Annotated in this window: 10 protein-coding genes; 7 read left to right on the top strand and 3 right to left on the bottom strand. The window is 51.1% G+C overall.

Annotated elements, in window-relative coordinates; all coding sequences use genetic code 11:
- Positions 1–551 precede the first annotated feature (551 nt).
- The 4 genes from SD70_RS12805 (at position 552) to SD70_RS12785 (ending at position 6,998) form a co-directional block, all read left to right on the top strand.
- Positions 552–2,156, top strand: coding sequence for an extracellular solute-binding protein (locus tag SD70_RS12805; protein WP_082053316.1), 1,605 nt, complete (start codon positions 552–554; stop codon positions 2,154–2,156).
- A gap of 257 nt (positions 2,157–2,413) precedes the next feature.
- Positions 2,414–4,915, top strand: a complete 2,502-nt coding sequence (locus tag SD70_RS12800) for an alpha-mannosidase (protein ID WP_156158002.1) — start codon at positions 2,414–2,416, stop codon at positions 4,913–4,915.
- A gap of 367 nt (positions 4,916–5,282) precedes the next feature.
- On the top strand, positions 5,283–5,693 hold the full coding sequence (locus SD70_RS12795; protein WP_041047942.1) for a VOC family protein: 411 nt from the start codon (positions 5,283–5,285) through the stop codon (positions 5,691–5,693).
- 780 nt (positions 5,694–6,473) lie between these two features.
- Positions 6,474–6,998 carry a metal-dependent hydrolase gene (locus tag SD70_RS12785; RefSeq protein ID WP_041047940.1) on the top strand — a complete coding sequence of 175 codons (525 nt, stop codon included), beginning with the start codon at positions 6,474–6,476 and terminating at the stop codon, positions 6,996–6,998.
- 86 nt (positions 6,999–7,084) lie between these two features.
- Here the strand turns inward: SD70_RS12785 and SD70_RS12780 are convergent, their stop codons facing one another.
- From SD70_RS12780 to SD70_RS12770, 3 genes are read right to left on the bottom strand one after another with little or no spacing between them, the layout of a single operon-like run.
- Positions 7,085–8,191 carry a sensor histidine kinase gene (locus SD70_RS12780; protein WP_156158001.1) on the bottom strand — a complete coding sequence of 369 codons (1,107 nt, stop codon included), beginning with the start codon at positions 8,189–8,191 and terminating at the stop codon, positions 7,085–7,087.
- The gene (locus tag SD70_RS12775) at positions 8,155–8,880 is read right to left on the bottom strand and encodes a hypothetical protein (protein ID WP_041047939.1); all 726 of its coding nucleotides are present in this window, start codon (positions 8,878–8,880) and stop codon (positions 8,155–8,157) included. The genes SD70_RS12780 and SD70_RS12775 overlap by 37 nt, the downstream gene beginning before the upstream one ends.
- A complete protein-coding gene (locus SD70_RS12770) occupies positions 8,877–9,614 on the bottom strand; it encodes a response regulator transcription factor (protein WP_041047938.1) in 738 nt (245 codons plus the stop codon). The genes SD70_RS12775 and SD70_RS12770 overlap by 4 nt, the downstream gene beginning before the upstream one ends.
- Before the next feature lie 231 nt (positions 9,615–9,845).
- Here SD70_RS12770 and SD70_RS12765 point away from each other — a divergent pair, with 231 nt between their 5' ends.
- From SD70_RS12765 to SD70_RS12755, 3 genes are read left to right on the top strand one after another with little or no spacing between them, the layout of a single operon-like run.
- The gene (locus tag SD70_RS12765; protein WP_231571185.1) at positions 9,846–10,754 is read left to right on the top strand and encodes an ABC transporter permease; all 909 of its coding nucleotides are present in this window, start codon (positions 9,846–9,848) and stop codon (positions 10,752–10,754) included.
- Entirely contained in the window at positions 10,748–11,614 is an 867-nt protein-coding gene (locus SD70_RS12760) for a carbohydrate ABC transporter permease (protein ID WP_041047936.1), read from the top strand. The genes SD70_RS12765 and SD70_RS12760 overlap by 7 nt, the downstream gene beginning before the upstream one ends.
- A 29-nt stretch (positions 11,615–11,643) precedes the next feature.
- Entirely contained in the window at positions 11,644–13,167 is a 1,524-nt protein-coding gene (locus tag SD70_RS12755; RefSeq protein ID WP_041047935.1) for an extracellular solute-binding protein, read from the top strand.
- The last annotated feature ends 23 nt before the right edge of the window (positions 13,168–13,190 follow it).

Genomic DNA, 13,190 nt, shown 5'->3' with positions numbered 1-13,190 from the left:
CAGTAATCTGCCGATACGTCCACTTCTCCTCCATATGAAGGCGAATAGCTTCTTTCTTCAATTCCTCTGGATACTTTTTAAACTTCTGACCCTTGACTGCATAAAAATGCACCCCTTAGAAATCATCGGATTAACCTAGGGGTTTTTCCAATGTCTATTCTAAGGGGTGCACTTCAGAACTGAGGGATGCCTTTTTTGCGTGCACGACGCTATCCTTTCGATTTTCTTTAAAAATCCCCCAAATCTTTAGGGATTCCTTGTATCATCCGGTGAACGCGAATGGCACAAGGTAGAAAAATGAAACAAAACCTAAATAGCTGCACAAATGGTAAACGGAATACCATAATGGTAATTGCCGTGTTTGTGCGGCGTTGCTATATTCAGAAGTGTAAGCGCTTTATCTGGCGTTGGCCGCCTGGTTGATTAACGACCTGGCAGGAAGGGGGATCATCCCGCCGTGAAAATGATGATAAGAAAGATGAACACGATTGGGCGATTATCGTACTTTAAAGGCTAATTAACCAAGGCGAGAATAGTAAAGGAGGGTATGTATGTTCACGCGAAAATTGTTATCGGCCGTTTCAATGAGTGCCGTACTCCTGTTAATTACAGCATGCTCGGGTGCAGGAGGTTCGGATAAGCCTGGAGGCGGGAACCCTCCATCGGCGGCAAAAACGAATCCGCAACCGTCTTCAGCCGCACAAGGCACTAAACTGTTGCCGCAGCCCACAACCATTAAAGTTATGACCAATGATAACTCCCCGCCTGTCAATGCGAAGTCGCCGGTATATGGTTATATTTTTGAAAAAACGAACGTTAGACTGGATTTGGAGTATGTCGCTACCAACTATACGCAAAGAGCGCAAACGATTATCGCCACCAACAGCTTGCCAGATGTCATGAAAATTCCTTACGGAAGCCCATTCTTTATCGATGCGGCGAAGAACGGCCTCCTGCTGCCGATCAGCGATTATATGGCCGACGCGCCGAATTTTGCAAAAATCGTCAAGGAAAACAAAGAGATTAGCAAGCTGAAGGTAGACGGCAAGCTGTATTCGTTCCCGCAATTAGGCGCTTGGAAGCTGCAGCTCGCTCAGGCGCCCATGATGAGAGTCGACTTGTTACAAGAATTGGGGCTCGCCCCGCCGAACACATTCGATGAGCTGTATCAGGTGCTTAAAAAATTCAAGGAGAAATACCCGGACTCCATCCCTTATACGGGAAGAGAAAGCGCAAAAAATTTGCTTCGTCCGATCGCTTTCGCGATGGGTTCGGGTAACCGGATATATTTCGACCCCGATGTGGAGGGCGGCAAATATTTATACGGACAAGCGCATGCGGAATTTAAAGCCCCTCTTGAGTTTCTGCATAAGCTGTATGCGGAGAAGCTTCTTGATCCCGATTATGCCGTGAATACCGGCGATCAGATGAAAGAAAAGCTAAGCGCGGGTAAAGCTCTCTTCTATTACGACAACAACAGCTTTGGCGTTAATTTCAACGCTGCCCTTAAGTCAACGAATCCAAAAGCGAGGTTTGACCTGCTCCCGCTCATGATGAACGATAAGGGCCAGACGAGAAACTGGATGTATGCCAAAGATTGGCTGCACCACTATGTCATCAGCGCCAAAGCGAAGAACGCCAAAGACATTGTGAAGTTTCTCGATTGGATGTATAGCGAGGAAGGCACTCTTATTACGAATTACGGCATAGAGGGGCAGCATTTTAAAATGGAGAACGGAAAACCTGTCATCGCCGACAGCGTCATCAAAGAGTACGCCAATACGAAAGATCCGTACCGCTATATGCAGAACACTCTAGCGGTAGGCTTCCAATCCTTCACGCTGAACGTGGACGAACACCCGATGGGCGTCGTATCACCCCCGGAACTGCAGAAATGGGCCGATCAGATCACTACGAAAAACGGATACGTTTACGAGGTGGTCGATCCGCCGTTCACGCTCGAAGAAAGCGCGAGGCTCAAAACGCTCCTGTCCAAGGTGGAAACGCTTGTGGATCAGGAAATGGACAAGTTTATTATCGGCACCCGTCCAATGAGTGATTTTGAAAAATTCTCCCGGCAGCTGAAGGACAGCGGGGCGCTTGAAATCGAGAAGATTTATAATGATGCCTACAAACGTTTCTTGCAGGGCACTTGACCGCAAATCCGAGGGATGAGGAACAACAACGGGTGGCGATATGAGCCTTGCGCCAACATTGCTTCACGATAATGTCCTGATGGCTACGGCACCGTAATGAAATCGCCGATTCCGAGGAAAACGCTGTTGGAAGGCAGGCTTAAGCTCTACCGCTGCGATGAGACTGGAAGTGGGGCAGATGAGGTTGCTCATGCATCTTGCTAAATCCAAGTTGTTGACCGGTTAACGATTATATTCGCAATGGGAGGATGATTTTGTTGGCAAACGCAAAGAAGCTTCATATGATCGGAAACGCTCACCTGGATCCGGTATGGCTGTGGCAGTGGCAGGAAGGCTACGCCGAAATTAAAGCCACGTTTCGCTCAGCGCTGGACCGAATGAACGAGTTCCCGGATTTCGTCTTTACTTGCGCCGGCGCCGCTTATTACAAATGGATAGAAGAAAACGCACCGGAGATGTTCGAGGAAATTCGGGCCCGGGTTCGCGAGGGAAGGTGGGTTATCGTAGGAGGGTGGTGGATCCAGCCGGACTGCAACATCCCGTCGGGCGAATCGTTTGCACGCCACAGTCTATATAGCCAACGTTATTTTCATGAGAAATTTTCCGTTATGGCCAAGGTCGGCTATAATGTAGACTCCTTTGGCCATCACGGCATGCTTCCGCAGATTTTGAAGAAAAGCGGGATGGATTATTACGTTTTCATGCGTCCGGATGCACGGGAGAAGCAATTAGAGAGCAATCTCTTCTGGTGGGAAAGCGCTGATGGGAGCCGCGTTCTCACGTTCCGTATTCCCTTCAGCTATAACAATTGGTACCGGCACACAGCGGACAATCCGACCAAGGATAAAGCGAAGGCCGTTATGGCGTTGGAGGAAAAGCACGGACATGGATATATGAATTTCTACGGAGTAGGCAACCATGGGGGCGGACCGACAATCGCCAATCTCAAGTCGATCCAAGAGCTGCAAAGGGAGTTTGGGGACGGACGCGTCGTAATGAGCTCACCGAACGCTTATTTTGAAGAAGTGGAGAAAAGTTCCTCCGGCCTGCCGGTGCTGCGGGAGGACTTGCAGCATCACGCGAGCGGCTGCTATTCGGCCCATTCGGAGACGAAAGCGCTAAACCGCAGAGCCGAGAACCGGCTGCTGACCGCGGAAAAGTTCAGTGCTCTGGCTTACCGGCTGCTGGGCTTGGAGTATCCGCATCGACAAATTCGCCGTGGATGGGAAAATGTGATGTTTAACCACTTCCACGACATCATGGGTGGCTGCTCCATTAAGGAAGCCTACCAAGATGCCCGGGAATCCTACGGAGAATCACTGAACCTGGCCGCCGTATCCCTAAATGCGGCACTCCAAAAAATATCGTGGTCCATCGATACTATGAAGGAAGGAGTCGAGGGATTAAGCAAAGACAAACATTGGGCCCTTTGGGAGCAGCAGGACTTCGGAAGCCCAGTGGTCGTCTTCAATCCGGTCAGCCGGGAAGTAAACGCCCCCATTCAAATCAACAAGCTGGTGAAAGGGGTAACGGATGAGCAAGGAAACCCGTTAGCGTTTCAGCAGGTGCGGGGTTCCAGGACGAACGGGAGAAACGACAAGTACGATACGTTGTTCATGGCGAATGTGCCCGCTCTGGGGTACCGAGTGTATTGGATTTATATCGAAAAGGAATTTGCGGCTGCACAATCGGAACGCAGTCTTTCGGCTGATGCCTTCTCTTTGGAAAATGACTGGTACCGGCTGGAAATCGAACCGCACACCGGCTACATCGCCAAATTGATCGATAAAGCTAACGATGTTGAGGTATTCCGGGGAAAAGCCGCAGTGCCGATTGTCATAGACGAATACCATTGCGATACGTGGGCACACCATGTATTCGAATTCCGTAATGAAATCGCGAAATTCTCCGATGCCGAAGTCAGGGTTATGGAAAACGGGCCTCTGCGGGCGAAGCTGAGAGTTACAAGCAGGTATAACCGCTCGATATTACGGCAGGATATCATCTTATACCGGGACCAACCGGATATCGAGATTAAAGTCAAGCTGGACTGGCGCGAAGAGCATAAAATGCTGAAGCTGTCTTTTCCCGTCAACGTGCAAAATCCAAAAGCGACGTACGAAATTCCGTACGGATTCATCGAAAGACCGGCAAACGGAGAGGAGGAACCCGGCCAGACATGGCTTGATGTAAGCGGCACCCTTCCGGGGCGGGGAGATCAAATGTACGGTCTCGCTCTGCTGAATGACTCTAAGTACAGCTTTGACTTTTTGGACAACGATCTTAGAATGACCGTGGCCCGCGGCGCGATATTCGCAGATCATTACGGCATGCGGGACGAGTGGTGCGAATTCATGGATCAGGGCATTCAGGAATTCGGTTACGGACTAGTGCCTCATTATGGACACCTTCGCGATTCCGGGGTCTGCCATAAGGCTCAGCAATTCAACGTTCCTCCTATTCATATTGTGGAGACGTACCATCGGGGAACTCTTCCGCAAACTTTGACGGGAATCCGGATCAGCGCGGAGAATGTTACCGTTACGGTATTTAAAAAAGCGGAAGAAGGCAGTGATTATATTCTTCGCTGCTATGAGGCAGCAGGCATGGAATGCGAAGCCATGCTTGAACTACCGCTGCTTAACCGCAAGTGGACCGCTCGGTTCGGAAGGTCGGAGATCAAGACGTTCCGAATACCGGAGGATACGGAGCAGGATATCGCAGAGGTAAATCTGCTCGAGATGCCGGAGGACGTTTGATTGGCATTGATACAGTCGGCACGAAATGCGCTGCCGCCGCCGTTAATCGCGGCTATCTAGTTTTATGGGAAAAGGTTCTTGTCAAATTCAAATGGCAAGAACCTTTCCCATTCTTATTCCCGACGGATTTTTGCAAATTGAAAAAAGGGGGGGAAGGGACGCAAAGTTGACTAGCAAGCCTGCAGAAACATTATTGTTTTAAGCGAGGTGATTAAATTTATAGGAATCATATACAAAATAATTCGATATTAAAACAAGAATGATATTGAAGGGCAGAATGCGAAATAAAATAATTTCAATCAAAGGATGTTCGTCGTTGATGCAGAATACACCATTAAATACATTTTTATGAAAAGGAGCGTTTCATTTGAATACTGATCATGTTTATCTTAAAAATTTTCTCCAGGTAAGATTAGTTTCAGATTTCGAAAAGGCAAAAACGTATTACCAAGATGTCCTTGGCTTCAAAGTTGACGGATGGGGACATGCTGAACGTGGCAATCATCTAGGCTTTATCCTACAACAGGCTAAAAAGCCCGAAGACGTTCGGCCTAACCCGAAACCAACCGGAACGAATTGGGAGAAGTTAACCACTGGATGGGATTCTTATTTTTACAGCAATTTTGACGGCGTTGGACAATTGTACGACGAATTTAAGTCAAACGGAGCGATATTTGCATTCGAACCACAAGTAGAAACCATGGGAAATAGACAGTGGAAAAATTTCGCTGTTAAGGATTTAGACGGATATGTTATGGTATTTGGCGGAAGTGATTAAGCACTATCGGATGACTTTAGTACAGGAGCTGCATTTGCGCGGCTCCTTATTGGTTTGTTCGACAAAACGGGACTTAAATAAGACCGGTTCAAATGGTATGATAAGGGCAGTATTTTTTTACAATATAAATGAGGTTATTGGATGATCGAATTCCTATACCATTAATTTAACGAATCAACCGCGTAAGATCAACATGACGCTGCCGCAGCAGTTATGCCTATAAATATATATACGTGCCGATGCTCGGAAAGCCAAGGTACATTGGTGCGATCATGTGATACGGAACATAATGGTAGCCGTGTACCGGTCCGATAAAGTGCACTGCCGGAGGAAGGTTCCCATAGATCTTTACGCCGGTAATCCCGGGCGGCCATACCGTTCCGACATTTCCGACGGCTTCGGGCAGCCGCCATTCGTACGCCAACATGTCATCCCCGCCTTTCATCATCGTTATGTGGCTGATGCCATGATATGAAGCTTTTAGCTATTCAGTGCCCGGTTTAGGACTTCACGGTGCGGTCGCTGCCAGTTGACACATTATTCTTGATGAGTTAAGGAGTAAATTGATTATCGAGGGATTATCCGTGCAGAAAAAAACGTTTAGCTGAACGGGACGATAGCTGCTGAAACTGAGATCCATAATATGACAAAGGGTGGAGCTGAATTGGCAGCTCCTTTTATTTTTCTCTTCACATTAAACGGGCAGAAGGGACGGACTATTTTCAGGAAAGCGCCCGAATACTATAAGGCTAACAGGATATTTTGGATAGGAGCGTTATCATGCTGCAAAAAACTCATAGTGTTGCCGGCTTCGTAGCAGCCGAGCTCGTGCTCATTTATCGGGACATACCTACTATATCGTGGGAGGCTGCCGGAGCTTTGTTGCTCGGCTGTTTGTCCGGAACTTTGGCCGACGTTGATAAGCAGGGCTCCACCATGGCAAAGGTGCTTTTTCCTATCTCGGCTCTACTTAGGATTCTGAAGGTGCGTCACCGATCATTGACCCATTCCATTCTCTTTATGGCGGCATTGATGTTTACGGCGCTTCCAATGCCTCCGTTGTTCTTCTGGACTTTTATCATCGCTTACGCCTCGCACCCGCTCATCGATCTTCTCAATGACAGAGGCGTCGAACTTCTGTGGCCGTTGAAGCTGCATATCCGGCTGCTCCCAAAGTTTATGTCGATCGATACCGGTTCGGTCGGTGAAACGGTGTTTCGCTGGCTTCTACTTGCCGCAAGCCTGTGGATTCCGTTTTCGAGGATCGTTCCCGTATTAGGGACTTTGATAAAAGGCAATCCCTAAGTAGCGACCGGAACGGGCGTATAATCCCGGTGCTGGATAGATGTACTCGCTGTACAAACAGGTACCTTCACCAAAGCGCCGACCAATCAGCCGGGATCGCTGAGGTGATCGAGGTGTACCGACCAATCAGCCGGGATCGCTAAGGTGATCAAGGTGCCCCGACCGACAACGGATTCGATGAGGATCTCCGAATGTTCTCCGTAATGGAGCTTCAACCGTTCCATCACATTGGCCAAGCCGATGCCGGTCATCCGGCCGTCCGGCTTGGCCGTTTGTTCTTCGTCCCCGGACAAGCCGCGGAAAATCGACTCGAGTTTCTCCGGGGGCATCCCGTGGCCGTTATCCTCTACCGAAATCCGCAGAGTCCCGCCGTCCGTCTCCGTCCTTACGCAAATATGTCCCTCACCCTTTAACGCAACCCCGTGGAAAATGGCGTTTTCCACCAATGGCTGCAAGATCATTTTCGGAACCGGATAAGCTTCATGCTCCGCCTGTACGTCGATATCAAAAGCAATGCCGTTTCCGTAACGCATTTGCTGAATTTGCACGTAAGCCCTGAGCGAGTCCAGCTCATGCTGAAGGGGAACAAAGTCGTTCTTCCGGTCAATGCTGTAAGTCAAAATCAAGATCAAGGAGCGGACCGTTTCTTCGATCAACTCGTTTTTGTTTTGCTTCGACAGGCTGGAGATGCAGGTAAGCGTGTTATATAAAAAATGCGGCCGGATCTGGTTCATCAGCAGTCGGAGCTCGACGTTTTTCTTCTTCTGTTCCGTTCGTTCGATATCCTCCACCAGCAGCTGTATCCGTTTCAGCATCGTCTGGAAGCTGTGGGCGAGCAGGCCAATTTCGTCGCTGCGCCCGGCAAGGTCCGTGTGGGAGGTGAGCCGTCCGTCCTTGATCCGGTCCATCTGGGTGGCCAGCTTGCGGATTGGCAGTGTCACCTGGCGGCTGATGGCGAGCACGCACACAAAAAGCAGGACGTACCAAAGCAGGCCCAGCTTCAAAATACGCGAGGTTAAGCCCTGCACGCTTTGTTGGAACGTCTCTTCCTTCGTCAGCGAGACGAAATACCAGCCGAGCTTGTTGCGGTTGCTTTTGGTCGCCATGAAGGAGCCGACCGGGCTCTGCACGTTGTGAATTCCGTTGGGCAGCTCGATTAACCGCCGCAGCAGCTCAGGGGAAGATGCCTCCAACGGCTTGGGGCCGACGGACCGGACGGGGACGAGGTCGCCCTCCGCCGCGATGATATCCCCGAACGTATTGAAAAGCGCATAGCTTTGAGTCTGATCGTACAGGAAACGGCCCAGCTCCCGCGACAATTGGAGAGTATCGAGCTCGGCGGCGATCGCCAGCTTGTCGTTGCCGAGGGCATCCTTGACCGACAGGACGAAGGCGATGGTCTGTTCGGTGGACAGCGGAGAATAATAAGGGCGGCTCCACGAAATACGCCCGGATTTTCGTTGGCGATCTTAAACAAATGGCCGATTTCCGGATGCCCGATAATATCGTAGAGCACCGGGCTGCTGGAGTAAATTTGCCCGTTCTGGGTTTCCACAAAAAGATAATTGATGAGGCCTTGGTTGTTTTGTGAATAGTTTCGCAGCACCTGGGAGATCTCTTCGGTGCTGGAAGGCTTGGAGAACACCGGATGCTGCGACACGCTGAGCAGTACGTTTCGGATGTTCTGCAGGTAAAGGTCCAGATATTGTCCGGTCCGCTCGATATACATCGTTTGGTCGTTCGATTTCTGCGCAATGAGCGCTTCCTTCGCGCTGTCATTCACCGAATACAGCAGTCCGAACAGCACGAGCACGGTCGGGACGGTCAGCAGAACCATCAGCTTGGCGAAAATGCCGAAGCGGAAAGCGGCGATCCGTTTCATGAGCTGCGGTACTCCCTTGGCGATTTGCCGAAATGCTTGCAAAAAATTTCCGTGAAATACCGGTAATTAGGGATGCCGATTTTATCCGCGATTTCGTACACCTTCAGATTGCTGGTGCGGAGCAGCTCCGCTGCCTTTTCCAATTTCACCGCTTTGACGTAATCGTGAAAATAAGCTCCGGTTTCCTTGCGGAACAAGGATCCGAAGTAATTGACGCTGAGTCCGACGTGAGCGGCAATGTCGGGCAGATTGATCGTTTCGCCGAGATGGAGCGCGACATACTCGATCGCCTGCTGAACCTCCAGCCGGTACGTTCGCTCCGGCGGGGCGGCAGGATAGGGCTGAGCCGGAGATGCAATCGACTGGCGGGCCTTGTCCAGGGCGTCGAGCAGCTGCTGATCGCGGTAGACGCCTTTGACCAGATAATCGGTGGCGCCGAGCAGCAGCGCTTCGCGGACATAATCGAAATCTTTGTGGCAGGTCAGGAGAATGACCGGCAGCGAGAGCTCCCGTTCTCTCAGTGTTCTCATCAAAGAGATTCCGTCCAGCACCGGCATCATGATGTCAGTGATCAATATATCGGGGGCTTCCCGCTCAACAAGCTCCAGCGCTTCGACGCCGTGCCTTGCTTCGCCGGCCAGCCGGTAGCCATGCTCCTCCCACGGAAACAGCCTCATGCTTTCGCGGATCGGAATTTCATCGTCGGCAATCAGAACTTTTGTCATGGCAGTCATCGTCCGCCCCCCTGTATTTCTTAGGTCATCTTCATTATATCGGAATCCCCAGGGGCCGAATATCCGAAATACCGCGATAATGTCAGAAAATCAACGATTGCGGAGCCGCAGCCGGGGACCATTGATTTTCTGACAAAATCGTCGGAGCTCTGTATATTTTCGCATGTGTGCTAGCGCTTACAATACAGTTTATCAGTATGCTGAATGCAAAGAGAGCATGGGGGGAACCGAATGGCCAAAGCAATAAAATCGATACGGAGGTACCAGGCGTTATACCTGATGCTTCTGCCCGGTCTGGCGTATTATGCGGTTTACCGGTATGCGCCGATGTGGGGGTCCGTCATCGCCTTTAAAGATTTCAACATTGTGGACGGGATTTGGAGCAGCCCTTGGGCGAACCCCTGGTACAAGCATTTCGCTTATTTTTACAACTCGCCGTATTTCGGGCAAATTCTCGCCAACACGTTTCTTATCAGCCTGTACAAAATCGTCTGGGGTATGCCTCCGGGCATTATCCTCGCGATGCTTATCTACGAGGTGCGCCATGCCCGGTTCAAAAAGTGGATACAGACGGTCAGCTACTTGCCGCACTTTTTGTCCTGGGTCATCATTTACGGCATGGTGTTTGCTTTCCTGTCGGAAACGAACGGCATCGTCAACCGTTGGCTCAAAGACTACATCTTCCACACGGTCCCGTTTCTCACTTCCACCGACTGGTTTCGCACGATTTTGGTCGGGTCCGAGATTTGGCAAAGCGCCGGGTGGAGCGCGATTATCTATTTGGCGGCGCTGGCCGGCATCGATCCGACGCTGTACGAGGCGGCCCGCTGCGACGGTGCAGGGCGGCTGCGGATGCTGTGGCACATCTCGCTGCCCGGCATTCGCAGCGTGATTGTCCTGCTGCTGATCCTGAAGCTGGGGCATATTCTCGATGCCGGCTTCGACCAGATCTACATTATGTACAACGTTCATGTTTATCCGGTCTCCGATATTATCGACACCTGGGTGTTCCGGGTCGGCCTGGAGCAGCTGAACTTCAGCCTGGGCGCAGCCGTAGGCTTGTTCAAATCGCTGATCGGGCTGCTGCTGGTCGTTAGCGCGAACCGAATCGCGCGGAGATGGGGGGAAGGCGTATGGTGATCTCGGGCAAAGAAAAGATGTATTTGCTGCTCATCTACGGACTGCTGACGCTTTTTGCGCTCTCCATCGTTTTTCCGCTGCTGTATGTCGTTTCCGTTTCCGTGACTCCTTACAGCGAGCTGGTCAAGCACGGCGGCTTCGTCGTCGTTCCGAGCGCGGCGACGCTGGACGCTTACCGCATCTTTCTGTCCGACTCGATCATCCCGAATGCTTACCGCGTGACGGTGTTTATCACGGTGGTTGGCACGGCGGTCAACTTGGCGCTCACCTCGCTGATGGCTTATCCGCTTAGCAAAAAGTTTCTGCCGGGGAGAAATGTGCTGCTGTTTCTGGTCGTCTTCACCTTTTTGTTCAACGCCGGTATCATCCCAACTTACCTGATCGTAAAAGCGACGGGGCTCATTAACTCCGTATGGGCCATGATCGTCCCGCTCGCCGTCTATTCGTACAATCTTCTGATCATGAAAACGTTTTTCGAAAATTTGCCGGAAAGCTTATACGAGGCCGCCCGGATCGACGGAGCGGGGGAGCTGCGGATATTCATCCAGCTGGTGCTGCCATTATCGATGCCGATTATGGCGACGATCGGGTTGTTTTACGCCGTAGGGCACTGGAACGAGTTTTTTCAAGGGATCATGTACATTAACGAGTCATTCAAACAACCGCTGCAGGTTGTGCTCAGGGGCATTCTTACGAGCGCGACGAATCCCAATCAGCAGGCCGCGCTCGAGCAGACGCTGCCGACCGAGTCGCTGCAGATGGCGGCCGTCGTGCTGACGGCGCTGCCGATTCTCATCGTTTACCCTTTCGTCCAGAAATATTTTACGCAGGGCGTTCTTCTCGGGTCGATTAAGGGTTAACATACAAATAACAGAAGGGCGGTAGTTGAATGAAGAAGGGTATGATCAAAACGGTTGCGGCAGGGCTTATGCTGACGTCGATTCTGGCCGGTTGTTCGTCCGGAGGTGCTCCGCAACCGACGGCTACCAAAGCAGGGGATGCCGGTGCGGCGCCCAAGGGGCCGGTCAAGGTCAGCGTGTTTGTTTCGGGGCCCGGCGTGCCGAGTCCGGACAAGGATCCGATTTTGCAGGAGCTGAACAAGGCGCTGAACATGGATTTGGAATTTAACGTAGCTTCCAGCGATTACGCGCAGCAGCTCAACGTCAAGGTCGCCGGAGGGACGCCGCCCGATATATTCGAGGTGAACAAGACCCAACTGGAGGAGCTGTCGAAGCAGGGCCTGCTGCTGGATCTGGGACCGTATATCGACAAAATGCCGAACGTTAAGAAGACGTACACGCCTGAAGAAATGAACAAAGGGAAGGCTGGCGGCAAGCAATATTCCTTGCTGAAGCGGGGGCTTCAGCAGCAAAACTCGCTGTGGATCCGCAAAGATTGGCTGGACAAATTGGGACTGCAGCCGCCGAAGACACTGGATGACTTCAAGAAGGTGCTGATCGCGTTTACGGAGAACGACCCGGACGGCAACGGCAAAAAAGATACGTACGGGTTGACCGGAGTAGGAGATTTTACCCCGATTCATGCGTTTACTCCGGTATACGCCGCCTTCGGGCTGCCAATTCCCGGCAATTACATGGTCGAGAACGGCAAGGTCGTTTATTCGACCCTGGATCCGCGGACACCCCAGGCGATTGCGTACATTGCGGAGCTTATCAAGCTTGGCGTGGTGGATCCCGAATTGATGGCCAACAAAGGGCTCAAGGATCAGCAAAAAGCGTTTCAAGGGATGGCCGGCGTCATCTACCGGGCCTGGGGTGAGTTGGCGAAGGATAATTACGTCGCGGATTACAAAAAAATCAACCCGAACGCGGAATGGGTGCCGGTCGGCGCGTTAACCGGCCCTGGCGGCACGTTCAGCGGGTTTTACGATCAAGGCAATGCCTGGAGCAGGATCGCTCTACCCAAAAGCCTGGAGAAGAAACCCGAGGTACTGAATAAGGTGCTGGAATACTTAAACTACATTACGGAGCCGGGCGAAGGACAAAATTTGGTCAACTACGGCGTAAAAGGCAAGCATTACGAGATCGTGAACGGCGAGATTAAGCTTCTTCCCGCCATCAACGAAATCGCTTACTCCTACCAGGTACAGCTGACCGGCAGGACGGAAGGCTCATATCTGAAAACAAAATTTCCGAACCAGGCCAAGGTTATCGATTTTACAGCCAACCTTCCGGTCGTCAAGGTGTACAACGGTCTGATCTCCAATCCGCCCGGTGTGGTTGTCGACGATAAAAACCGCTTCGAGCAAGAGGAAATCGTCAAATTTATGTACGGCAAACGCCCTCTTGCCGAATACAGCCAATTTATCGACACCTTAAACAAGACGTACCAACTTCCGCTTTATTTGCAGGAAGCCGAGAAATCGTTAAAAGCTGCGGGATATATTCAGTAATTCACAACGATTGGAGTGGGGAG

The organism is Gordoniibacillus kamchatkensis (genome assembly GCF_000829455.1).
Lineage (GTDB): Bacteria > Bacillota > Bacilli > Paenibacillales > NBRC-103111 > Gordoniibacillus > Gordoniibacillus kamchatkensis.
This window is presented reverse-complemented; position numbering and strand designations above follow the sequence as displayed.

Coding starts and splice junctions, on each gene's coding strand:
- SD70_RS12805 (WP_082053316.1), top strand. CDS start 552: ATGTTCACGCGAAAATTGTTATCGGCCGTTTCAATGAGTGCCGTACTC.
- SD70_RS12760 (WP_041047936.1), top strand. CDS start 10,748: ATGGTGATCTCGGGCAAAGAAAAGATGTATTTGCTGCTCATCTACGGA.
- SD70_RS12755 (WP_041047935.1), top strand. CDS start 11,644: ATGAAGAAGGGTATGATCAAAACGGTTGCGGCAGGGCTTATGCTGACG.
- SD70_RS12775 (WP_041047939.1), bottom strand. CDS start 8,880: ATGAAACGGATCGCCGCTTTCCGCTTCGGCATTTTCGCCAAGCTGATG.
- SD70_RS12785 (WP_041047940.1), top strand. CDS start 6,474: ATGCTGCAAAAAACTCATAGTGTTGCCGGCTTCGTAGCAGCCGAGCTC.
- SD70_RS12770 (WP_041047938.1), bottom strand. CDS start 9,614: ATGACTGCCATGACAAAAGTTCTGATTGCCGACGATGAAATTCCGATC.
- SD70_RS12765 (WP_231571185.1), top strand. CDS start 9,846: ATGGCCAAAGCAATAAAATCGATACGGAGGTACCAGGCGTTATACCTG.